The organism is Rhodococcus sp. 5G237 (genome assembly GCF_053764735.1).
The window spans coordinates 416,135-437,077 of record NZ_JBSNCD010000002.1; the positions used below are offsets into that span (position 1 = coordinate 416,135).

Consider the following 20,943-nt stretch of genomic DNA (forward strand, 5'->3'; position numbering starts at 1 on the left):
CGTGCCGGCTCCTCGCCCATAGCTCCTGGTCGAATCGAGTTTCGTTCCGGAACCGGCCGGGTATGCGTCGGCGTCGCGACGGTCGGCAGCCGCGAGCGTCAGCGGTGTTCTCGGTATGCGCGAGGGGTGTTTCCGGTCCACCTCTTGAATGCCCGGCGGAAGGCGCTCGGCTCGGAGAAGCCGAGCCGGGACGACAGATCGTCGACCGCTTCACCGCGTCTCAGACCCGCGATCGCGAGGTCGCGGAGGACCTCCTCGCGCAACTGCCCCAGCGACGTGCCCTCCTGGCGGAGCAGGCGTCGCAGATGGGGAGGGCTCACCGCGAGCCTGCCGGCGATGTCCTCGGCGGTCGCCGTCCGGCCTTCGATGCCCGACTCGAAGATCCGCCGCACCTGGGACGACACCGTCGACTCGTACTCACGTTCGGAGAGAATGAGATTCGGAGAATCCCGCAGGTACTCCTCGAGTGATTCCTCGGTCTGAACGAGCGGCGACTTCAGTGCAGCATTGTCGATCTCGAGCGCGGCCCGTCCCACGCCGAAGGTCACCGGCACGCCGAAGATCGCGTCGTAACTGCGCGCCAGGACGGGATCGGGTTCGGTGTACGGCAGGAACACCGATTCGAGGGGGACACGCCCGCCCACCAGCCACGCGGCGAAGCGGTGCAGCAGCATGAGAAGAAAATCCACCACCACACGGGTCTTGTCGTCCACGACCTCCGGCAGTTCCACGTCCAGGAAGGTGGTGGACGCCCCCGGGGTCAGGCTCAACTGCGGCAGGGACCGGATGACATGGTTCACCTCGATCATCCGTTGCAGAGCGTGGTCGAGATCGGGTCGGTGGATAAGGGTCAGGCACATCACGCGGAAGGTGCCGCGGGGCACGGGAGCCGCTGCGATGCCGAAGAGTTCGTCGTCGGTGATCTGCCAGACCACCTGCGTGAAACGACTGACCTGGGCGGGAGTGAGCCGGGCATGGGGATGGGTGAGCACCGCGCGGCTGATACGTGCCGCCTCGAGTGCCGGTTGCAGATCGATACCCTCCTCGGCTCCCACCCGTACCGCTCGCGACACGAAGTCCGACGGGATGGTCGGTCGCAACATCTAGCGCGCCTCCTGCAATCCGTTCAGACGTGCCACCGCTTCGGTGAGCACCTCGTCCTGTTTGCAGAACGCGAAGCGCACCAGATGGTTCCACGACGCAGTGTCGTCCACGAAGACGCTCACCGGTACCGCGGCCACCCCGATACGGCCCGGAAGTTCCCGGCAGAAGGCCACCGCGTCGGTCCGGCCGAGGGGTGTCAGATCGGCACACACGAAATAGGTTCCGGCGGAGTCGAACACCTTCAGACCGGCCTCGGAGAGTGCGTGGGACAGGAACGTTCGCTTGCGTTCGAGATCGGCGCGCATCGACGCGATCCACTCCTGTTCGTGCGTCAACGCATGTGCGACCGCCGGTTGGAAGGGCGCCCCACCGACGAACGTCATGAACTGTTTCGCGGCGCGCACCCCGTCGATCAGCTCGCGCGGGCCCATCGCCCACCCGATCTTCCATCCGGTGACGTTGAAGGTCTTGGCGGCGCTCGAGACCGTGATCGTCCGTTCGGCCATGCCGGGCAACGATGCGAGCGGGATGTGCGTACGGCCGTCGAAGACCAGATGTTCGTACACCTCATCGGACAGCACCAGCAGGTCGCGTTCGCAGGCGAGCTCGGCCAGGGCGGTCAGCGCTTCACGGTCGTAGACGGTGCCGGTGGGATTGTGCGGGCTGTTGACGACCAGCATCCGTGTCCGGTCGGTGACGGCGGCGCGCAGGGCGTCGACGTCGAGCACGAAACCGTTCCCGGAACGGGTCAGCGGCACGGTCCGTCGCGTTGCGCCGGCGAGCGCCACCGAGGCCGCGTACGAGTCGTAGTACGGCTCCGTGAGGAGCACCTCCTCGCCGGGTTCGACGAGCCCGAGGATGGCGGCGCTGATTGCCTCGGTGGCGCCGACGGTGACGAGTACCTCGGATTCGGGGTCGTGGTGCAGGCCGTACCGCGCGGCGCGGTCGGCGGCGACGGCCTCGCGCAGGACCGGCATGCCGGACCCGGGCGGGTACTGGTTGACCCCCTCGGCGATGGCGCGGCGGGCGATCTCGAGCATGGCGGGCGGGCCGTCGACGTCGGGAAAGCCCTGCCCGAGGTTGATCGCACCGTGCCGGACGGCGAGTTCGGTCATCTCGGCGAAGATCGTCGAGGCGAACGGTCGTAACCGGGCGACCGTACGAACTCGTCCCGAAGTCGTCGAATCAGCCATTCCTGCAGCGTAGCGCCCGCGGTGTCACATCCGTGCGGCCCGCCTCGTCTCCATGATGTAGGCCACCTCGAACCGGCGGAGTATCCGTCGGTCGCACCGGAAGGACACCGTCATGGCACGACTCGAAGCCGTCGCTCCCGACCGCACCGGTCCGATGACCCGTGCGATGTATGCGCTCGCCCGCCGCAGGTTCGGTTCGGTCCCCGAACCCTTCGCGGTGGCCGCGCATCATCCGCGGTTGATGCGTACGAGCGGAGTCCACGAGATGCTCGCCCAACGCGCCTCCACCGTCCTGCCCGCCGCGGTTCGGGAGATCGCCGTCTACCGCGTGGCGTGGACCGTCGGATGCTCGTGGTGCATCGACTTCGGGACGATGCTGCAGCGACTGGACGGACTCGACACCGAACGACTCGCCCACATCGCCGAATACGAGACCTCCGATCTCTACAGCGACGACGAGAAAGCGGCGATCGCCTACGCCGATGCGATGACCGGCGACGTGGCGAGGGAGGTCACCGATGAACAGGTCGCCGACCTCGAGCGTCGTTTCGGGCCGGCGGGCGTCGTCGAACTCACCTATCAGATCGCGCTCGAGAACATGCGTGCGCGCATGAACTCGGCGCTGGGCATCCACGATCAGGGATTCAGCACGGACGCCTGCCGGGTGCCGTGGGCCGACGAAGCCGGGAACGCATGACACCTAGTCGAAGATGCTGTCGGGCAGGAGCACTCCGCGTCCGAGCTTCTCGGGGTTCGCGATGTCGTAGGCCGCCCAGATTCGTCCGTCCCGCACGGTCCACGCTGTCACGCGCGGAGGAAAACCCGGGCGACCGTTCTCGGCCGGACGACCGCGGTTCAACAGACCCAGCTCGCCGTTGACGAGGACCGGTTCGAAGGCCGTCAACGCCTCGGCGCCGTAGAGCCGCAACAGTCCGAGGATGAAGCGCGCGACCTTCTCGGCGCCGACCACGATGTTCAGTGCCGTGCGCGTCGTGCCGCCGGCGTCGCCGATCATGCGGGCGTCGGGATGGAGCGCGGCGACGACGGCGTCGAGGTCGGCGCCCGCGAAGGCCGCGACGAGCCGCGCGACGGCCTCCTCGTGTTCGGCCGGTGAACTCGGCGGTGGAACGGCCGAGACCGTGCGGCGAGCGCGGGAGGCCAGCTGGCGCGCGGTCGAGGTGGCGACGCCGAGGATGCGGGCGATGTCGTCGAACGGGATGTCGAACGCGTCGTGGAGCACGAACGCGACGCGCTGGGCCGGTGTCAGGTTGTCGAGGACGACGAGCGCGGCCAGCCGGTTGTCCTCGTCGCGCACGATCTCGTCGAGCGGGTCCGGGGGAGCGGGGGAGCCGAGGGGCGCCACGACGGGTTCGGGTAGCCACTGGCCCACGTAGGTCTCGCGGCGCACCGCGGCCGAGCGCAGTCTGTCGAGGCACAACCGTCCCACGACGGTCGTCAGCCAGGCACGCAGGTCGCGCACCTCGGAGACATCCGCGCCCGCGAGTCGCAGCCATGCGTCCTGCACGGCGTCCTCGGCGTCGGCGATGCTGCCGGTGAGTCGGTACGCCACCGACAGCAGGTGGGTGCGGTTCTCCTCGAATGTCTTCTGGGTGCTCTCGTCGAGCATGGGGACGATGCTAGACGCGATCGGCCCCGGGGCGAAGGGGTGTCGATCGCCCGTACGGATGCCATCGGACGCTTATTCTCGTCCTCGAACGGAAGGGGCGCCGTGGACAAATACGACATCAAGCGTGAGTACCGCGAGCTGTACTCGTGCTCGACCGAGGATTTCGTCGAGGTGCACGTCCCCGAGTTCGGTTACCTCGCCGTGGACGGCAAGGGTGATCCGAACGGTTCCGAGGAGTACGCCGATGCCGTCGAGGCCCTCTACGCGGTGGCGTACACCCTGAAATTCACCTCCAAGAAGGAACTCGGCCGGGATTTCGTCGTCGGACCTCTCGAAGGTCTGTGGTGGAGCGAGGACATGACCACCTTCCTCACGCGGGACAAGGACTCCTGGTCGTGGCGCATGCTCATCGCGCAGCCTCCCTGGATCACCGACGACATGGTGGACGACGCGATCGAGACTGCGGGCGACAAGGCCGGGGCGAAGAAGAAGCCGCTCCCGTCCCTGTCGCGTGTGCGGCCGTTCCGGCTGACGGAGGGCAGGGCGCTGCAGATCCTGCACATCGGACCGTACGACGACGAAGGCCCCGTCCTGCATCACCTGCACACGCAGGTGATGCCCGAACGAGGGGTGACGTTCGCCGGCGACCACCACGAGATCTACCTGTCCGACCCTCGTCGCGCGGCACCGGAGAAGCTGAAAACCATTCTGCGTCAACCTGTCGCAGGAATACAGGAGCGATGATGGCCGTCACCAGCGCAGGTCTGATGTTCTACCGCGTCGACGACACAGGTCTGCTCAGCGTGTGGCTCGTCCACCCCGGCGGCCCGTTCTGGAAGGGGAAGGACGAAGCGGCCTGGTCGGTGCCGAAGGGGGAGTACGGCCCGGAGGAGGACCCCAGGGAGGTCGCCCTGCGCGAGTTCACCGAGGAGTGCGGGATCGAACCGCCGGACGTGCCGCTGTCGTTGCTCGGTCGCTACCGGCAGTCGTCCGGCAAGATCGTCAGCATCTACGCGGGGGAGACGACGGACGAGCTGGAATTCGCCGAAAGCAACACGTGCGAGGTCGAATGGCCGCCGAAGTCCGGTAAGCGGATCACGATCCCGGAGGTCGACGATGCGCGCTGGATCGTCGCGGCGGACGCCGAGACGAAACTGCACAAAGGGCAGCGGCCGGTGCTGGAAGCACTGCGTACGCGATTGGACGAAGAAGGCCTGTACTACCGCGTCGAACCGTAGTCCGGCAGCACCATCGGAACGAGGAACTGCCGGGCGATCGAGGCGAGAGCCTCGTCGTCGTCGATGTCGACGACCTGGCTCGGTGTGGTGAGGAACGACGCCGAGATGCGGACGAGCATCTCGGCCACGAGGTCGGTGTTCAGATCGGCGGCGACCGTTCCGGCGCGTTGTTCACGCTGCAACTGCCCCGCGACGAACCGGCGGACGGCGGCGAGCATCGTTCCGTCGTCGCCCCCGATCGCACCTGCGAACAGCACCGGTTCGGTCTCGAGCAGATTGCCGATCAGCCTGTTGGTGCGGATGACACGCAGCGCGCTGACGAATCCGAGGACCACCCGGTCCGCCACGGTGTCGGCCTGGGCGATGTCCTCGAGGAAACGCAGGAAGTAGCGGCGGAACTCGCGAAGGATGACCTCGTCGACGAGGGCGTCCTTCGATTCGAACTTGCGGTACAAGGTGATTCGCGACAGCTTCGCACGGCGGGCGATCTCCTCCATCGAGGAGCGTTGGATGCCGGTGCGGCAGAACTGTTCGTAGGCGGCATCGAGCAGGCGCACGCGGGTCTCGTCGATCTCGGTACCCATGACGGATTCGTCCGGAAGGAGAAGTGCGTCCTGAAAAGCACGTTCCAGCAACGACGCCGATTCGGCAGGGGGCGGTGGAGAGGCGGGTGAGACCGCTCGGAAAATCGGCGACGCAGAATCCACATGTCCTCCTCGAAGTGCAGAGTTTACCGTTCCGGTCCTGTCGCCGACCATCCCGAGCAGTGACATTTCACGATTCATTGTGACCCGAGCCACGGTGTGGTTCCATGTTACAGAGAAACTCCGGATGTTTCATTGCTACATCCACGAGTCGTAGGGGAGCGACAGTATGGATAATCCGAGCAGGCGCGACGTTCTGAAAACCGGTGGCCTCCTTGGCGCGCTGGGGGCGTTCGCGGTGGCGACACCGGCCCAGGCCCGACCCTGGAGGTGGTCGCCGGCAGGGTCGATACCGGGTACGGGGAGCGGTGCCGATCCGCGACAGGTATGGGACGCCGAGGCCGACCCGCTCGTCGCCTCGTTGCTCGAGCGCGGCGACGTACCGAGGGTCAACGAGCTGCTGCGCACCTGGAAGAAGAACTCCCAGCCGTTGCCCGAAGGGCTTCCGAACGACCTGCGCGATTTCATGGAACACGCCCGGCAGCTTCCGTCCTGGGCCGATCCGGCGAAACTCGAGACGGCCGTCCGGTTCAACGAGAAGCGCGGGCTGTATCTCGGTGTCCTGTACGGATTCGTGAGCGGGATGATGAGCACGGTCATCCCGAAGGAAGCACTGGCCGTCTACTATTCCAAGGGCGGCGCCAACATGAAGGGCCGCATCTCGAAGACGGCGAAACTCGGGTACGACATCGGTTCTCGCAACGCGTATCTGGGCGACGGTGAAATGATCGTCACGTCCGTCAAGACCAGGCTCGTCCATGCCGCCGTGCGCCATCTGCTCCCGCAATCGTCGCACTGGTCCAACATGGCGCCCGAGGATGTGCCGATCAGCCAGCACGACATGATGGTCACCTGGCACAGCCTGCCCACCAGCGTGATGCGCACGTTGAAGGAGTGGAAGGTTCCGATCCCGGCTGCGGAGGCCGACGGATTTCTCCACTCGTGGCAGGTCAGCGCGCACATGCTCGGTATCGAGGATCAGTACATCCCGGCCACCTGGGACGACGCCGAATCCCAGGCGCAGGAAGCGCTCGATCCGATCCTCGCGCCCACGCCCGAGGGTGTGAAGCTCGCCGATATGCTGCTCGACCTCGGTAAGGGTCTCGACTTCACGCTCCTGACCCGCCCCATCCTCGGGGCGCTGACACGGTTCGCGCTCGGCGACGAGATCGCCGACTGGCTCAACATTCCACGCGAACCCGTCTGGGGCACACTGCTCGACGTCGCGTGGGGCCCGTTCATCGCGGTACGCGAAGGGCTGTTGCCGCTCCCGCTGGCGCCGGATGCCTACTGGACGTTCGACGAACTGCTGCGCCAGTTCGTCCTGCTGTACATGGCAGAACTGCGTCCTATCAGCATCGAGATTCCGGAGTACAACAACCCCAACTACCCGTAACTCGTTGACATTTGCGGAGGCCGACGCGATGGACGTGCCGGCCTCCGCGGCCTGTCTTTTCAGCCCTTCGCCGCGTCCGCTTTCAGTGAATCGATGGCGGCCTGCAGGGCGGTGGTGGCGTCATCGGCCACGTCCGCGAGTCCCGGACTGTCGGCGACCTGCACCATCATCTGCGGGTTCATCGCGTCGACCACCACGGTGTCGGGATCCTCGGGGTCGGTGCGGACCACGACGTTGCAGGGGAGCAGGAGCCCGATCTGCCGATCGACCGTCACCGCTCGGTGGGCGAGCGGCGGATTGCACGCACCGAGGATCACGTAGTCCTCCATGTCCTCACCGAGTTTCGCCTTCAGGGTCGCCTTCATGTCGATCTCGGTGAGAACGCCGAACCCCTGTTCGGACAGTGCCTTACGAGTGCGTTCGACCGCATCTTCGAACGACGTGCGCAGGGTGGCCGTCAGTGCGAGTGCCATGATCTCTGCCTTTCTCTCGCAAGCGTTGGTCAGGCCAGCGCGAGGAAGAGCTTCTCGAGCTCGGCCTCGGTCATCGGCTCCTTGCCCTCCTCGGCGTTGCCGGTCATGCATTCCTTCAGGCCGGTTGCCACTATCTTGAATCCGGCGCGGTCCAGTGCGCGCGACACGGCTGCGAGCTGCGTGACGACGTCCTTGCAGTCGCGACCCTGTTCGATCATGGAGATCACTCCGGCGAGCTGACCCTGCGCTCTGCGCAACCGGTTGAGTACCAATGCGATGCTGTCTTCGTCGCCGACCATGGAGATGTCCTTTCGTAGACCTGCCGCCAGTGTACCCCCGGGGGTATTTTTCGAGAGGTTACCGCAGGAAGACGGCATCGACGAGCACGTAGGCGGCCACCGCGAACACCAGGAATGCGAACCAGCGTTGTAGTCGACCCGTGTCGACACGAGAACCGAACCGGCCCGCGACCAGCGAGCCGACGATCGCCGTCCCTGCGAAGGCGGCCGTGATCGCCCAGTCGATGCTCGTACCGCTCAGGTGCGAGACGAGCCCGGAAGCCGAGTTGGCGACGATGATCACCAGCGAGGTGCCCACCGCGACCGGCATCGTCACGCCGAGAAGCAGGACCAGGGCCGGGATGATAAGGAATCCGCCGCCGACACCGAACAGGCCGGTGAGGAAACCCACTGCCAGGCCTGCCGACGCCGAGCGTGGAACGCATCGGCGCCAGTCGATCCCGGAACCACCCGTCGAGCACGCGGTCCCGGTGTTCCCGCGCTCGGCGAGCATCCGCGCTCCCGCCACCGCCATCACCGCCGCGAATCCGACGAGTAGTACGCGCTCCGGGAGCAACCGTCCCACCGCGCTGCCGACGAAGGTGGCGGGCAGGCCGGTGAGAGCAAAGATGCCCGCCAGCCGCCACTGGACTTGACGGGCCCGCACCTTCGGCAGTGCACCTACCGCCGAAGCTGCGCCGACGACGATCAGCGAGATCGGGATGGCCTCCTCGATGCTCAGCCCCATGCCGAAGACCAGTGCCGGCACCGCGAGAATCGAGCCGCCACCGCCGAGCAGGCCCAGCAGCACGCCGATCGCGGCACCGAAACCGACTGCGAGTGTCATGGTCGTCCCCATGTCGGTCGCATTCACTCCCGACAGTCGGACGGGGCCGGCTGCTTCGACGCGACCAGTTGCGCGACGACGGACTGCGGGTCGCTTGTGGCGCTGCGGTTGTACGGAAGCTTGGCGAGCAGCATGCCCATTGCGCACGTGTTCGACAATGCTGCGAAAGCCAGACCGCCACCGATTCCCGCCGCGAGCCACTTCAGTTTCGGGGCGACGGCGCTGCCGAGAACCGACGACAGCACGAGCGAACCCGCGACCAGCCGGACCTGGCGTTCGAGATCCCACCGTTCCAAACCGCGGTCGACGGGGAGATCGGCCGATTCCCATGCCGTCATGCCGCCGTCGAGGATTCGGATGTGGGACAGGCCCGCAGCACGCAAGGTCTGTTCGGCCTGACCCGCGCGTTGTCCGGATCTGCATACCAGCACGATGTCCTCGTCGAGATGTGCGCAGAATTCGTCGCGGTGCTCCCGCAGCAGGTCGAGCGGCACGTTGTAGGAGCCGGGGATGTGTACCGATTCGAACTCGCCCGGCGTACGGACGTCGACGATGCGCACGCGGTCGGCGGCATTCATCGATTCGTGCAGGGCGTTCGGGTCGACGGCGATGGTTGCGGGCTCGGTCATGGGTGCCTTTCGGTGGGGTGCGGATCGGGAGGGGAGACGGGAACGGTCGCTGTGCGGAGGGCCGTACCTCCATCTGGATACCCCCGGGGGTACTTGACATACCCTAGGGGGTATCTGTCAGGCTTGTCCACAACGAGGTCGAATCGACTCATCCGGAGGAATCCATGATTCTCGAGCAGTACTACATCGAGTGCCTCTCCCACGCCTCCTACCTCATCGGCGACGAGCGCACGGGAAAGGCCGTCGTGGTCGACCCCCGCCGCGACATCGACGAGTATCTTTCCGACGCAGCGAAGTACGGACTGGACATCGAAGGTGTGATCAACACCCACTTCCACGCCGACTTCGTCTCGGGTCACCTCGAACTGGTCGACGCCACAGGTGCGTGGATCGGGTTCGGTGAAGCCGCCGAGACCGATTACCCCATCCGGCGGTTGCGCGACGGCGAGAAGATCTCCCTCGGTGAGGTCGAACTCGAGATCCTGTCCACCCCGGGCCACACCTGGGAATCGATATCGGTGCTGGTGCGCGAACACCCCGGCGCCGTCCCGGCCGCGGTTCTCACCGGCGACTCGCTGTTCATCGGCGACGTCGGACGCCCGGACCTGGTCAACCTCGGCGACGGCTCGACCGGCGATCTGGCCCGGGCGATGTACCGCACCGTGCACGACAAGCTTCTGACGTTGCCCGACGAAGTCGTCGTCATGCCTGCTCACGGTGCCGGTTCGTCGTGCGGGAAGAACCTGTCGAGCGAACTGACCTCGACCATCGGCGAGCAACGCGCCACGAACCCGTCCGTGCAGCCCATGAGCGAGGACGACTTCGTCACCCTGGTCACCGAAGGCCAGCCGGCAGCTCCGTCGTACTTCTCGGTCGACGCGGCGATGAACAAGCGGATGCACCCGCTCCTGGTGCAGGACCGCGCGATTCCCGAGTTGACGCCGGAGCAGGTGAAAGACGAACTCGTCGCCGGCACACGTGTTCTCGATGCGCGTGGTGTCGACGACTTCGCCGCCGGGCACCTGCGCGGCTCGGTGAACGTCGGGTTCGACGGCCGTTTCGCGGAGACGGGCGGCATGGTCGCCGAGGTCGGCGAGAGGATCCTGCTGATCACCTATCCCGGTGAAGAACAGGACGCCGCGGTGCGTCTCGCCCGCATCGGATCCGACGGTGCGGCAGGTTATCTGAACGTCGATCGCGACGGTGTCTTCCCGGCCGAACTGACGGATCTGATCGAGACCGCCCGACGGACGACGGTCGAGGAACTCGACCGGTTGCTCGCCGACGATGCGGTCACCCTCGTCGACATCCGTAACCTCGGTGAACGCGAATCCGGCGCGATTCCGGGATCGGTTCCGATTCCGTTGGCACAGTTGCGCGCCCGACTGGAACAGGTGCCGGTCGGTAAACCGATCGTGGTGCACTGCGCAGGTGGGTGGCGTTCGAGCGTGGCGGCATCGCTGCTGCGCGCGCAGGGTTTCGAGAACGTCACCGACCTGCTCGGCGGTTACAACGCCTGGGTCGATTCCCGCCTGTCCGCCTGAACCCGATACGACATTCGATACGAGGAGATTCCCATGTGTTATCCCGTGGCGTGCTCGACCTGCGGTAGGACCGGCTGGGGAGGGTGTGGGCAGCATGTCGACGCCGTGATGGCGTCCGTTCCCGCAGCCGATCGCTGCACGTGCAGTTCCGACAACGTGGACGGCGGACGGCGCCGGCGGAGCCTGTTCTCGCTCTTCCGCTCCTGATCACTGCTGCATCGTCCCCACTGCAACGGAAGGCCGGCACAGTCGATGTGCCGGCCTTCGGCATGCGTGGGGGGAAGGATCCGCCACTTCCGATCACGCTGCGCGCAATCGTTGCGACCCTGCACGCGGGGCGGGATGCTGTCACGGTCGCAGAACGTCGAAGGGGGACGGACCGTGTCCGAGTGTCGGTTGTGTTGTCGCTGAGCGACAATCACATCTCTTGCCGCTGACGAACAGCAGTGCCCATCACCGCACCGCCGGTGCGTAGTTCGCTGTGCCCGGCACGCTCGGGCACCACATCACCGTGCCCGGCACGCTCGGGCACCACATCACCGTGCCCGCACCACGGGCCGACACGAGGACTCGAATCCTGATGCCCGCATCCGCCCTGCGCAGAAATCTGCTGCGCGTCGCCGCTGCCACCGCAGCCTTCCTCACCCTCACCTCCGTCGCCACGGCCTGCTCGGGTTCCGAAGTCACCACCACTGCGGACGGCAAGACCGTTCTCCGCTACGAAGGCTCGGCCGGACAGGTCGGATTCCCCGAACTCGCCGAATCGCTCGGATACTTCGAGAACGTCGAGCTCGAGTGGATCGGCGACAACGGCAACGGCCCCCAGTCGCTCCAGAACACCGCGACGAACCAGATCGACTTCGGCGGCGCGTTCAACGGCGCCGTGATCAAGGCGCAGGCCGGCAACTCCCCGCTGACATCCGTGCTCGCCTACTACGGGTCCGACGAGCAGACCTTCAACGGCTACTTCGTCCTCGAGGACAGCCCGATCCGCACGGCGCGCGACCTGATCGGCAAGAAGGTCGGCATGAACACCCTCGGCGCCCATCACGAATTCCTGGTGCGGGAGTGGCTCGCTCAGCAGGGCCTGACCCCCGAGGAGATCGCGCAGGTCGAACTCATCGTGGTACCACCGGTGAATACCGAGCAGGCTCTGCGTGAAGGGCAGATCGACGTCGGGACGCTCGGCAGCGTGTTCCGCGAGACCGCGGTGGAACGGGGCGGTATCCGACCGCTGTTCACCGACGAGTCCCTCTTCGGCTCGTTCTCCTACGGGACACTCGTGTTCCGCAACGACTTCATCGAGCGGAACCGCGACGCCGTCGCCGACCTGGTGCAGGGCACGGCCCGCGCCATCCGCTGGACCCAGGTGACCCCGCGCGACGAGGTGATCGCGAAGTTCAAGGAGATCATCGACGGTCGCGGACGCAACGAGTCGACGAGCCTCGTCGAGTACTGGCGCAGTCCCGGCGTTGCCGGACCCGGCGGGGTGATCACCGACCAGGAGATCCGGACGTGGATCGACTGGCTCACGCGCAACGGCGAGCTCGACGAAGGGCAGATCGAACTCGACGACGTCTACACGAACGAATTCAACCCCTATGCCAACGGCACCTACGAGCCCACCAGCGGCCCGAACGGTGAACCCCTCGAGGAGGCGAAGTGAGTGAGCCCAAACTCCGGATCGACCACGTCACCAAGCAGTTCCCGGTGCGCGGCACGAACAACACCTTCACCGCGCTCGACGACATCGGTCTCGACCTCGCCGACGGGGAGTTCCTCGTCCTGGTCGGCCCGAGCGGCTGCGGAAAATCCACCCTGCTCGACCTTCTCGGTGGTCTCAGCACACCGACCTCGGGGCAGATCCTGCTCGACGGCAGGCCCGTCACCGGTCCCGGCCTGGACCGTGGAATCGTCTTCCAGCAGTACGCACTGCTCCCGTGGCGCACGGCGCGCAGCAACATCGAATTCGGTCTGGAGGCGAAGGGCCTGCCCAAGCGGGAGCGTCGCGACCTCGCCGGGCACTACCTCGATCTCGTAGGCCTGCACGGATTCGGCGACCGTTACCCGCACGAGCTGTCGGGAGGCATGAAGCAGCGCGTCGCCATCGCACGCAGCCTCGCCTTCGACCCCGAAGTGTTGCTCATGGACGAGCCGTTCGCGGCGCTCGACGCCCAGACCCGCGAGTCCCTGCAGGACGAACTGCTCCGCATATGGCGCGAGACCGGCAAGACGATCCTGTTCATCACCCACGGCATCGACGAAGCCGTCTATCTCGGGCAGCGCGTCGCGATCCTCACTTCCAGACCGGGCCGGATCAAGACCGTCGTCGACGTCGACATCGACCGGAACGTCGACGACGTCCGCTCGAGTGAGGCGTTCCGGGCGCTGCGGCACGACATCTGGTCGCTGCTGCACTCGGAGGTGGCCCGCGCGCACGACCTCGAACTCGCCACAGCAACGGAAGAGGCCCAGCATGTCCAGCACTAGTGCCGTTCTGACGAAGCCCGAGCTCGACGATCACGTCGCACCCGTAGCCACGCCGACCGGATCCCCCGGACGCAGCGCCGGGCGGCGCACCGGCGCCCTGGTGTGGCGTGTCCTCGAGCCGGCCGTCGCGATCATCGCCTTCCTGGCCCTGTGGGAGATCGCTCCCCGGGTCGGACTCGTCGACGAAGTGTTCCTGCCGCCCTTCACCACCGTGGTCGGAGCGTTCCTCGACCTGATCGGCAACGGTCAGCTCGCCGACCATCTGGCGGCGAGCCTGTCCCGCGCGCTCGTCGGGTTCTTCGTCGCCGTCGCGATCGCGGTGCCGCTCGGTGTGGCGATCGGTTGGTACAAGCCGGTCGCGGATCTGCTGAACCCGATCCTGGAGGTCTTCCGCAACACCGCCGCCCTCGCGCTGCTCCCGGTGTTCATCCTGATCCTGGGTATCGGTGAGACCTCGAAGGTCGCGCTGGTGATCTACGCGTGCACCTTCCCGATCCTCCTCAACACCATCTCCGGTGTGCGCACGGTCGATCCGCTGCTGGTGAAGTCCGCGCGTTCGCTCGGTCTTCCGGCGCACCGCCTGTTCCAGAAGGTCGTGCTGCCCGCGGCCGTTCCGACGATCTTCACCGGTGTCCGGATGGCGGCGGCGTCGTCGATCCTGGTGCTCATCGCCGCCGAGATGGTCGGCGCGAAGGCCGGTCTCGGCTACCTGATCACCGCGTCGCAGTTGAACTTCCGGATCCCCGACATGTATGCGGGCATCATCGCGATCTCACTCGTCGGGCTCGTCTTCAACGGCGTCCTCGTGGCGATCGAACGCCGCCTGTCGCGGTGGCGCGCCGACCAGTGATCTCTGCCGAACCGCCACCTGCGACCTGGGCGGAGTTCCTGGCGGCCTGGCGGCTCACCCACGACACAGACATGTTCGCCGGTCCGTTCGCCGTCGGCGCCGTCGCCACGCTGTCTCCGGCCGCGGTGCCCTGACCGTCGGGGGTCCGGCTCTGCTCGGAGCGGTCTGCACGTTCTGCTTCGTTCCGCGATACTCGCCATGGCCGCGGCGCACACTGGAACAGGTGGCGCCGGCCGAACCGGCACTGCACAACGTCACTTCGACCCTAGGACACGTATGCGTTTCGGATTGTTCGTCCCCCAAGGTTGGCGACTGGACCTCGTCGGCATCGACCCCTCCGACCAGTGGCAGGTGATGCGCGATCTCGCGCTCCGCGCCGATCGCGGCCCGTGGGAGTCGATCTGGGTGTACGACCACTTCCACACCGTCCCTGCACCCACCGACGAGGCCACCCACGAGGCATGGAGCCTCGTGTCGGCCTTCGCCGCCGTCACCGAGCGTGTGCGCATCGGCCAGATGTGTACCGCCATGGCCTACCGCAACCCGGCCTACCTCGCGAAGGTCGCGGCCACCGCCGACATCATCTCCGGTGGGCGCATCGAGATGGGGATCGGTGGCGGATGGTACGAACATGAATGGCGCGCATACGGTTACGGCTTTCCGTCGCCGGGCGAGCGGCTGCGCCGACTCGACGAGGGCGTGCAGATCTTCCGACAGGCGTGGACCACGGGTTCCGCGACGTTCTCGGGTAGGCATTACACCGTCGACGGAGCCATCGTCCGTCCGCTTCCGCTGCAGGACGGCGGTATTCCGCTGTGGATCGCCGGCGGCGGAGAGAAGGTGACCCTGAAGATCGCCGCGAAGTACGCGCAGTACACCAACTTCGACGGCACACCCGAAGGGTTCGCGCACAAGTCGGAGATCCTGCGCGAGCACTGCGCCGAGGTCGGCACCGACTTCGACGCCATCGTGCGATCGGCCAACTACAACGTGGCGATCGGCCGCACCGAAGCCGAGGTGCAGAACCGGCTCGAGGCACTGCGGGCCCGTCTCGAACCGATCGTCGGAGCGGAGAAGGCCGACGGGGCGCTCGACGCCTTCCGGGGGATGCCCGCCGTCGGCACCCCCGAGCAGATCGTCGAGAACCTCACCGCGCTGAAGAAGCAGGGGCTCGAGTACGCGATCTTCTACGTTCCCGAAGCCGCCTACGACACCTCGGGGCTGGAACTGCTCGAGAAGGAAGTGCTCCCGCACCTCGCGTGATGCCCACTGCCCCTGAGGCCTAGAGGGGCCAGCCCTCCACGGGTCCGGGTGGGTCGTCGGCGGACAGTCCGGCGACCCACACGTCCCGCGGCACGCCCCGCTGGAGCAGGCCGTTGCGGGCGATGCCCTCGTACCGGAACCCGACCCGTCGTGCGACGGCGGCGGAGGCATGGTTGCCGACGAAGGCACGCCACGCGACCCGCGGGACGTTCATGCCGTCCGGCGCGAACGCGAAACCGCATGCCAGGCGCACGGCGGCGGTCGCGAGTCCGTGGCGCCGCGTCGTCGGTGCGATCCAGTACCCGATCTCCGGGTCCGAGCCCTCACGCGGAACGAATCCGACCATGCCGCGCAATACTCCGTCCGCGGCGGTGCGCACGGCCCAGTCGGGCCATCCCTGGGCCCACTTGGCCGGAACGACGTCCTCGACGAAGTGCAGCGCGTCCGCTCGGGCGTAGGGGGAGGGCACGGTGGTCCACCGGGCGATCAGCGGATCCCGGCACGCCTGGGTGATGGCGTCGACGTCGGCCGGACCCGGTGGCGAGAGCACCACCGCGCCGTCGGTCAGCGTGCGTACGTCCATGTCACCGCAGTCCTGTGTCACCGCATCTCGGGCGGCAGTTCCTTGCTCGCCAGTTCGAGGCGACGCTCGTCGGTGGCGTCGACCTGGTCCACCATCTTCAGCTTGTCCTTCAGCACGCGCCACTCCACCTCGGGGATCTGCGCGACCGCGTCGGCGATGACCTTCTGATCGCGGGTGCCCCAGGCGATCGGCATGGGGCCGACCATCTGCCATACCCCCGAGTCGTTGCGGGTCGTGCGGTCGGACAGGACCGCGGCACACGGCACCCGCTCACCGATCGCGATCCGGTGACCCGGCACCGCCTCCACGTTGCGGGTGACCAGGGCGAAGTGCCGGCCGGACGTCTCGGGCTTGGCGATGTCGACCAGCGCGAGCAGCGTCAGCCCGCGGGCACGCTTGGCGGCGACGACGGCCGGGACGAGCGGGCTGTCGCGGTAGAGCTGCTCGATGGTCCCCACCTTGCGCGGCGCCCACAATGCCACCCACACCGACGTCGCTGCCGCGACCGCCAGCACGGCGGCGACGATGTACGCCCAGGCCTCGCCGAGCAGGAACAGACCCACCGCACCCGCGACACACACCAGGCCGACGAATATCGCCGACCACCGCAGACGACGGACATCCGCGAGGGTCTGGTTCACGGCCTTGGCATGGGGCAGGTCCACAGGGAAGTCGAAGCGGCGCACGCCACCAGCTTATGGGAGCCCTTCGGCCGACCACTGCCGGTCTCCGGCGGCGAGCCCGGCCGCGGCGGGCTCGAGCAGAATGCGCACAACGGCGCTTTCGCGCGCAACGGTGACTCGGTGAGGGACGTGGCCACACACTCTGCTGTAGCAGAGATCACACAATCCTCACGGCTTCGAGCCGGACCCCGCACGAACCTCCGGTCGCACCCGCGACCCGTGGTCGACGTGTGCCCGGACCGGCCCTGATCACGTCAGAAAGTGGGCACCGCCATGCTCGTCGTCCTCGGCTTCCTGATGGTCGCCACGTTCATGTACCTGATCATGTCGAAACGGGCCACCCCGGTCGTCGGCCTGATCCTGATCCCGGTCGCGTTCGGCCTGATCGCCGGAGCCGGCACCGACATCGGCGACATGATCGTCGACGGCGTCGAAAGTCTCGCCCCGACAGCGGCGCTGCTGTTCTTCGCGATCATCTTCTTCGGCATCATGATCGACGTCGGCCTGTTCGACCCGCTCGTGCGGCTCATCCTGCGGCTCGTGCGCGACGACCCGGCACGACTGGTGATCGGAACCGCAGTGCTGGCGATGGTCGTCTCCCTCGACGGGGACGGGTCCACGACGTTCATCATCACCACCTCCGCACTGTTGCCGCTCTACCTGAAACTGAAGGTCAGCCCCGTCGTCCTCACTGTCGTCGCGGGCCTGGCGAACGCCACGATGAACATCATCCCGTGGGGCGGGCCGACGGTCCGTGCGGCCAGCGCGCTCGGGTTGTCCCCGTCCGACGTGTTCGTCCCGATGATCCCGTCGCTCGTCGTGGGACTCGTGGTCGTGCTGGGCTTCGCTGCTCACCTGGGCTTCGTCGAACGTCGCCGCCTCGGGAAGCTCACGTGGAAGCCCGACCTGATGCCGCTCGGCGCCGGTCCGTCCGGAGTGGGTACGACGGTCGGAAAGGACACCGATACGACCGACGGGGAGGTCGGTCGGTTGGCTGCCGGACTCGACCCCGACCGTCCGACCCTGCGTCCGCGTCTGCTGCCCTTCAACGCGATCCTCACGGTGGCGCTGCTCGTCGTCCTCGGTCTCGACATCCTGCCGATCCCCGTGCTGTTCATGATCGCCGCCGGTATCGCGCTGGCCGTGAACTTCCCGCGCGTCGTCGACCAGTCCGCCGCGATCGCACGCCATTCGTCGAGCATCGTGTCGGTCGTCGCGATGGTGTTCGCCGCGGCCGTCCTGACGGGCGTGTTCCAGGGCACCGGGATGGTCGAGTCGATGGCGTTGTGGCTCACCGGCGTCGTCCCCGACTCGCTCGGCCCGTTCCTCGCCGTCATCACCGGTCTGCTCAGCATCCCGATGACCTTCTTCATGACCAACGACGCCTTCTACTTCGGGGTGCTCCCCGTCCTGGCGGAGACGGCAGCGCAGTACGGCATCGAACCGGTCGAGATGGCGCGCGCATCGATCACCGGACAGCCCGTCCACATGCAGAGCCCGCTGGTCCCGGCGATCCTGCTGCTGGTGACCCTCGCCGGGGTGCCGTTGGCCGACCACCACCGCAAGGTGCTGTGGCGCGCGGGAGTGGTGTCGGTCGTGATGCTCGTCGTCGGGGTGGTACTCGGGCAGATTCCGTTCGGATGAGATCGGCTCCGAGCCACACTGGACGGATGGGACGAACGGGAGCGACGCCGTGAAACTTCGCACCCAGGTACTTCTGCTCCAGTCCGCGGTGGTGGCGGTGGCACTCGGCATCGGATTCACGGTGTTCGCCACCACCACCGAGGACCGAGTCACCGACGAGCACGGTCAGCGCGCGCTCGCGATCGCACGGTCGGTGTCCGCGGACCCGACCGTGCGGGACGAGGTCGCACGCTATTCGGCCGCCGACGACGGGGTGGTCTCCCCGGACAACCCGGAACTCGCATCCGGTGCGGTGCAGCAGGCCGCCGAGGCGGTCCGCACCGCGACCGGAGCGTTGTTCGTCGTGGTCACCGACGACCAGGGGCTCCGGCTCGCGCATCCCGATCCGGAGCAGCTCGGCCGGAGGGTGAGCACCGATCCCACCGAGGCACTCGCCGGACGCGAGGTCGTGACCAGCGAGTCGGGCACGCTCGGCGATTCGGTCCGGGCCAAGGTGCCGGTGACCGATCCCGCCTCGGGCAGAGTGGTCGGGGAGGTGAGCGTCGGCATCGCCACCGACCGGGTGCGCGCCGACCTGCGCAGCGACCTCGCCGATGCCGTCCTGATCGCGCTCGCGGCACTCGGGTGCGGTGCTGTCGGATCGTTGCTGCTCGCCAACCGCTGGAAGCGGCTCACCCTGGGACTCGAACCCGAACAGCTCACCGAGCTGGTCCGCGAACAGGAGGTCGTGCTGCACGGGATCTCCGACGGGGTCGTCGGCACCGATGCCCGCGGCAACGTCACCGTCGTCAACGCCGAGGCGCGTCGCCTGCTCGATCTCGACGACCGGATCGGCCGCAACGTCGGTCCCGACGACGGAATCGGCCACAACGTCGACACCCTCGGAATGACCCCGCGGCTGCTCGACGTGCTGCGCTCCGCGGACGGCATCCCGGTCGCGGCGACCACCGGCGACCGGGTCGTCGTCGCCGTCTCGCGGCGCGTGGTGCGCGACGGCCGGGATCTCGGCACGGTGATGTCGGTGCGGGACCGGACCGACATCGAGACGCTCACGCGCGAACTCGACGCGGTCAAGGCGATGAGTACGGCACTGCGGGCCCAGCGGCACGAATTCGCGAACCGGCTCCACCTGCTCGATGGACTGCTCCGCCGGGGGCATGCGGACCAGGCGCTCGAGTACATCGAACAGATCCTCGGTTCGGGCCCGCTCGGTGAGCAGCTCGAGGGCATCGACGCGATCACCGACCCATACCTGCACGCCTTCCTCGTCGCGAAGGCCGCGCATGCGCGCGAGCAGGGAGTCGCGCTCGTGCTCGGCGAGAACACGTGGGTGCACGCCACCGTGCGAGCGCCCGTCGACGTCACCACGGTGCTCGGCAACCTGCTCGACAATGCGATCGAGGCGGCACGCACGAGCGGGCGCGCTCCGGCCGAGGTCGAGGTGGAACTGATGGAGGACGGTGCAGACCTGCACGTGAGCGTCGCGGACACCGGTGACGGAGTCGATCCCGAGCTGCCGGACATCTTCGCCGAGGGCGCGACGACCCGGAGCGATCCGACGGTGCCCGGCGGTCGCGGGATGGGGCTGGCACTGGCACGGCGCATCGCGCGGCTGCACGGTGGCGATGTCGTGCTCGCGGACCGCGGCGGGCAGCGCACCCCGGAGAATCCGACCGGGGGTGCGGTCTTCCTGGCGACGCTGCCCGGGATGCTCGACGAAAGGGACACGGGATGGGCGGAACGGATCTGAAGGTCCTCGTCGTCGACGACGACTTCCGGGTCGCCGAACTCCACGCATCCGTGGTCTCGGGTGTGGCGGGATTCGAGGTCAGCGCGGTCGCCGGGAGCATCGCGGCGGCCCGGGACGCCGTTCGGACCGGTCCCGTCGATCTCGCCCTCGTGGACGTGTACCTACCGGACGGCTCCGGGATCGACCTGATCCGGAGCCTCGAATGCGACAGTTTCGTGCTCGGTGCCGCCGGTGAGGGCACGACGGTGCGCGCGGCACTCACCGCTGGTGCACTGGTGTATCTGGTCAAACCGTTCGCGAGCACCGAACTGGCCCGGCGCCTGGCGGCCTACGCGCAGTACCGCAGGGTCGTCGCGGGGGAGGAGCTCACCCAGACCGAGATCGACACGGGGCTGGCCGCACTGCGGCCGGTGTTGCCGGCCACCCGCCCGGCACCCTCGCGTTCGATGACCGAAGAGCTCGTGATGCAGGCGCTCCGGGAATCACCGGAACCGATGTCGGCGGGGGAGGTGGCCGTGACGATCGGGGTGTCGCGCGCGACCGCCCAGCGCTATCTTGCGGCGCTCGTCGCGAAGAAACGCCTCCGGATGCAGTTGCGCTACGGCACCACCGGCCGTCCCGAACAGGAATACCGGCCGCTGTGACAC

Annotated in this window: 22 protein-coding genes and 1 pseudogene; 13 read left to right on the top strand and 10 right to left on the bottom strand. The window is 67.3% G+C overall.

Annotation, left to right across the window (positions count from 1 at the left end; genetic code table 11):
- Positions 1-98: 98 nt before the first annotated feature.
- Both ACWPOC_RS05275 and ACWPOC_RS05280 read right to left on the bottom strand, forming a co-directional pair.
- The gene (locus tag ACWPOC_RS05275) at positions 99-1,103 is read right to left on the bottom strand and encodes an AraC family transcriptional regulator (RefSeq protein WP_120281520.1); all 1,005 of its coding nucleotides are present in this window, start codon (positions 1,101-1,103) and stop codon (positions 99-101) included.
- A complete protein-coding gene (locus ACWPOC_RS05280; protein ID WP_120281521.1) occupies positions 1,104-2,297 on the bottom strand; it encodes a pyridoxal phosphate-dependent aminotransferase in 1,194 nt (397 codons plus the stop codon).
- A gap of 112 nt (positions 2,298-2,409) precedes the next feature.
- On the opposite strand from ACWPOC_RS05280, the gene ACWPOC_RS05285 reads away from it, so the two are divergent.
- Entirely contained in the window at positions 2,410-2,994 is a 585-nt protein-coding gene (locus ACWPOC_RS05285) for a carboxymuconolactone decarboxylase family protein (protein WP_120281522.1), read from the top strand.
- Between the two features lie 3 nt (positions 2,995-2,997).
- On the opposite strand, the gene ACWPOC_RS05290 is transcribed toward ACWPOC_RS05285, so the two are convergent.
- Complete coding sequence (locus tag ACWPOC_RS05290) at positions 2,998-3,924, bottom strand: sigma-70 family RNA polymerase sigma factor (RefSeq protein WP_120281523.1); 927 nt, start codon at positions 3,922-3,924, stop codon at positions 2,998-3,000.
- A gap of 102 nt (positions 3,925-4,026) precedes the next feature.
- Between ACWPOC_RS05290 and ACWPOC_RS05295 the strand changes: the two genes are divergently transcribed.
- Positions 4,027-4,668, top strand: coding sequence for a GyrI-like domain-containing protein (locus tag ACWPOC_RS05295; protein ID WP_120281524.1), 642 nt, complete (start codon positions 4,027-4,029; stop codon positions 4,666-4,668).
- The gene (locus ACWPOC_RS05300; protein ID WP_120281525.1) at positions 4,668-5,162 is read left to right on the top strand and encodes an NUDIX domain-containing protein; all 495 of its coding nucleotides are present in this window, start codon (positions 4,668-4,670) and stop codon (positions 5,160-5,162) included. Before ACWPOC_RS05295 ends, ACWPOC_RS05300 begins: the two co-directional genes overlap by 1 nt.
- On the opposite strand, the gene ACWPOC_RS05305 is transcribed toward ACWPOC_RS05300, so the two are convergent.
- Entirely contained in the window at positions 5,144-5,746 is a 603-nt protein-coding gene (locus ACWPOC_RS05305) for a TetR/AcrR family transcriptional regulator (RefSeq protein WP_081314495.1), read from the bottom strand. The genes ACWPOC_RS05300 and ACWPOC_RS05305 overlap by 19 nt on opposite strands.
- 289 nt (positions 5,747-6,035) lie before the next feature.
- Between ACWPOC_RS05305 and ACWPOC_RS05310 the strand changes: the two genes are divergently transcribed.
- The gene (locus ACWPOC_RS05310) at positions 6,036-7,262 is read left to right on the top strand and encodes an oxygenase MpaB family protein (RefSeq protein ID WP_120281526.1); all 1,227 of its coding nucleotides are present in this window, start codon (positions 6,036-6,038) and stop codon (positions 7,260-7,262) included.
- Between the two features lie 59 nt (positions 7,263-7,321).
- Here the strand turns inward: ACWPOC_RS05310 and ACWPOC_RS05315 are convergent, their stop codons facing one another.
- From ACWPOC_RS05315 to ACWPOC_RS05330, 4 genes are read right to left on the bottom strand one after another with little or no spacing between them, the layout of a single operon-like run.
- Complete coding sequence (locus ACWPOC_RS05315) at positions 7,322-7,735, bottom strand: DUF302 domain-containing protein (protein WP_455408148.1); 414 nt, start codon at positions 7,733-7,735, stop codon at positions 7,322-7,324.
- Positions 7,736-7,764: 29 nt separating this feature from the next.
- Entirely contained in the window at positions 7,765-8,034 is a 270-nt protein-coding gene (locus ACWPOC_RS05320; protein WP_059381828.1) for a metal-sensitive transcriptional regulator, read from the bottom strand.
- Between the two features lie 58 nt (positions 8,035-8,092).
- A complete protein-coding gene (locus ACWPOC_RS05325) occupies positions 8,093-8,860 on the bottom strand; it encodes a sulfite exporter TauE/SafE family protein (RefSeq protein ID WP_455408149.1) in 768 nt (255 codons plus the stop codon).
- A 23-nt stretch (positions 8,861-8,883) separates the two neighbouring features.
- Positions 8,884-9,489: a rhodanese-like domain-containing protein gene (locus ACWPOC_RS05330; RefSeq protein ID WP_120281528.1), complete on the bottom strand. Its 606-nt coding sequence runs from the start codon at positions 9,487-9,489 to the stop codon at positions 8,884-8,886.
- Between the two features lie 164 nt (positions 9,490-9,653).
- Here ACWPOC_RS05330 and ACWPOC_RS05335 point away from each other — a divergent pair, with 164 nt between their 5' ends.
- From ACWPOC_RS05335 to ACWPOC_RS05360, 6 genes and pseudogenes are all read left to right on the top strand, one after another.
- Positions 9,654-11,033, top strand: a complete 1,380-nt coding sequence (locus tag ACWPOC_RS05335; protein ID WP_120281529.1) for an MBL fold metallo-hydrolase — start codon at positions 9,654-9,656, stop codon at positions 11,031-11,033.
- Positions 11,034-11,613: 580 nt separating this feature from the next.
- A complete protein-coding gene (locus ACWPOC_RS05340) occupies positions 11,614-12,699 on the top strand; it encodes an ABC transporter substrate-binding protein (RefSeq protein WP_120283962.1) in 1,086 nt (361 codons plus the stop codon).
- A complete protein-coding gene (locus tag ACWPOC_RS05345; protein ID WP_455408150.1) occupies positions 12,696-13,523 on the top strand; it encodes an ABC transporter ATP-binding protein in 828 nt (275 codons plus the stop codon). The genes ACWPOC_RS05340 and ACWPOC_RS05345 overlap by 4 nt, the downstream gene beginning before the upstream one ends.
- Complete coding sequence (locus ACWPOC_RS05350) at positions 13,510-14,373, top strand: ABC transporter permease (protein ID WP_455408151.1); 864 nt, start codon at positions 13,510-13,512, stop codon at positions 14,371-14,373. Before ACWPOC_RS05345 ends, ACWPOC_RS05350 begins: the two co-directional genes overlap by 14 nt.
- Positions 14,374-14,387: 14 nt before the next feature.
- Positions 14,388-14,578: pseudogene (locus ACWPOC_RS05355) on the top strand (MFS transporter); the annotation flags it as partial.
- A gap of 71 nt (positions 14,579-14,649) precedes the next feature.
- Positions 14,650-15,636: an LLM class F420-dependent oxidoreductase gene (locus tag ACWPOC_RS05360; RefSeq protein ID WP_455408152.1), complete on the top strand. Its 987-nt coding sequence runs from the start codon at positions 14,650-14,652 to the stop codon at positions 15,634-15,636.
- A gap of 19 nt (positions 15,637-15,655) precedes the next feature.
- Here the strand turns inward: ACWPOC_RS05360 and ACWPOC_RS05365 are convergent, their stop codons facing one another.
- Together ACWPOC_RS05365 and ACWPOC_RS05370 are read right to left on the bottom strand one after the other, a co-directional pair.
- Positions 15,656-16,219 carry a GNAT family N-acetyltransferase gene (locus ACWPOC_RS05365; protein ID WP_026060962.1) on the bottom strand — a complete coding sequence of 188 codons (564 nt, stop codon included), beginning with the start codon at positions 16,217-16,219 and terminating at the stop codon, positions 15,656-15,658.
- Between the two features lie 17 nt (positions 16,220-16,236).
- Positions 16,237-16,905 carry a DUF3239 domain-containing protein gene (locus ACWPOC_RS05370; RefSeq protein WP_455408153.1) on the bottom strand — a complete coding sequence of 223 codons (669 nt, stop codon included), beginning with the start codon at positions 16,903-16,905 and terminating at the stop codon, positions 16,237-16,239.
- Positions 16,906-17,175: 270 nt separating this feature from the next.
- On the opposite strand from ACWPOC_RS05370, the gene ACWPOC_RS05375 reads away from it, so the two are divergent.
- The 3 genes from ACWPOC_RS05375 to ACWPOC_RS05385 are packed head-to-tail and all read left to right on the top strand — an operon-like array spanning position 17,176 to position 20,940.
- On the top strand, positions 17,176-18,546 hold the full coding sequence (locus ACWPOC_RS05375; protein WP_120283966.1) for a CitMHS family transporter: 1,371 nt from the start codon (positions 17,176-17,178) through the stop codon (positions 18,544-18,546).
- Positions 18,547-18,595: 49 nt separating this feature from the next.
- Positions 18,596-20,296 carry an ATP-binding protein gene (locus ACWPOC_RS05380; RefSeq protein WP_085469249.1) on the top strand — a complete coding sequence of 567 codons (1,701 nt, stop codon included), beginning with the start codon at positions 18,596-18,598 and terminating at the stop codon, positions 20,294-20,296.
- Entirely contained in the window at positions 20,278-20,940 is a 663-nt protein-coding gene (locus tag ACWPOC_RS05385) for a response regulator (protein ID WP_120281535.1), read from the top strand. Before ACWPOC_RS05380 ends, ACWPOC_RS05385 begins: the two co-directional genes overlap by 19 nt.
- Positions 20,941-20,943: the final 3 nt, after the last annotated feature.

Excerpts from the sequence above, each read along its gene's own strand:
- ACWPOC_RS05290 (WP_120281523.1), bottom strand. The coding sequence starts at position 3,924 with ATGCTCGACGAGAGCACCCAGAAGACATTCGAGGAGAACCGCACCCAC.
- ACWPOC_RS05300 (WP_120281525.1), top strand. The coding sequence starts at position 4,668 with ATGGCCGTCACCAGCGCAGGTCTGATGTTCTACCGCGTCGACGACACA.
- ACWPOC_RS05375 (WP_120283966.1), top strand. The coding sequence starts at position 17,176 with ATGCTCGTCGTCCTCGGCTTCCTGATGGTCGCCACGTTCATGTACCTG.
- ACWPOC_RS05350 (WP_455408151.1), top strand. The coding sequence starts at position 13,510 with ATGTCCAGCACTAGTGCCGTTCTGACGAAGCCCGAGCTCGACGATCAC.
- ACWPOC_RS05315 (WP_455408148.1), bottom strand. The coding sequence starts at position 7,735 with ATGGCACTCGCACTGACGGCCACCCTGCGCACGTCGTTCGAAGATGCG.
- ACWPOC_RS05330 (WP_120281528.1), bottom strand. The coding sequence starts at position 9,489 with ATGACCGAGCCCGCAACCATCGCCGTCGACCCGAACGCCCTGCACGAA.
- ACWPOC_RS05275 (WP_120281520.1), bottom strand. The coding sequence starts at position 1,103 with ATGTTGCGACCGACCATCCCGTCGGACTTCGTGTCGCGAGCGGTACGG.
- ACWPOC_RS05285 (WP_120281522.1), top strand. The coding sequence starts at position 2,410 with ATGGCACGACTCGAAGCCGTCGCTCCCGACCGCACCGGTCCGATGACC.
- ACWPOC_RS05340 (WP_120283962.1), top strand. The coding sequence starts at position 11,614 with ATGCCCGCATCCGCCCTGCGCAGAAATCTGCTGCGCGTCGCCGCTGCC.
- ACWPOC_RS05310 (WP_120281526.1), top strand. The coding sequence starts at position 6,036 with ATGGATAATCCGAGCAGGCGCGACGTTCTGAAAACCGGTGGCCTCCTT.
- ACWPOC_RS05305 (WP_081314495.1), bottom strand. The coding sequence starts at position 5,746 with ATGGGTACCGAGATCGACGAGACCCGCGTGCGCCTGCTCGATGCCGCC.
- ACWPOC_RS05320 (WP_059381828.1), bottom strand. The coding sequence starts at position 8,034 with ATGGTCGGCGACGAAGACAGCATCGCATTGGTACTCAACCGGTTGCGC.
- ACWPOC_RS05325 (WP_455408149.1), bottom strand. The coding sequence starts at position 8,860 with ATGACACTCGCAGTCGGTTTCGGTGCCGCGATCGGCGTGCTGCTGGGC.
- ACWPOC_RS05365 (WP_026060962.1), bottom strand. The coding sequence starts at position 16,219 with ATGGACGTACGCACGCTGACCGACGGCGCGGTGGTGCTCTCGCCACCG.
- ACWPOC_RS05280 (WP_120281521.1), bottom strand. The coding sequence starts at position 2,297 with ATGGCTGATTCGACGACTTCGGGACGAGTTCGTACGGTCGCCCGGTTA.
- ACWPOC_RS05385 (WP_120281535.1), top strand. The coding sequence starts at position 20,278 with ATGGGCGGAACGGATCTGAAGGTCCTCGTCGTCGACGACGACTTCCGG.
- ACWPOC_RS05360 (WP_455408152.1), top strand. The coding sequence starts at position 14,650 with ATGCGTTTCGGATTGTTCGTCCCCCAAGGTTGGCGACTGGACCTCGTC.
- ACWPOC_RS05335 (WP_120281529.1), top strand. The coding sequence starts at position 9,654 with ATGATTCTCGAGCAGTACTACATCGAGTGCCTCTCCCACGCCTCCTAC.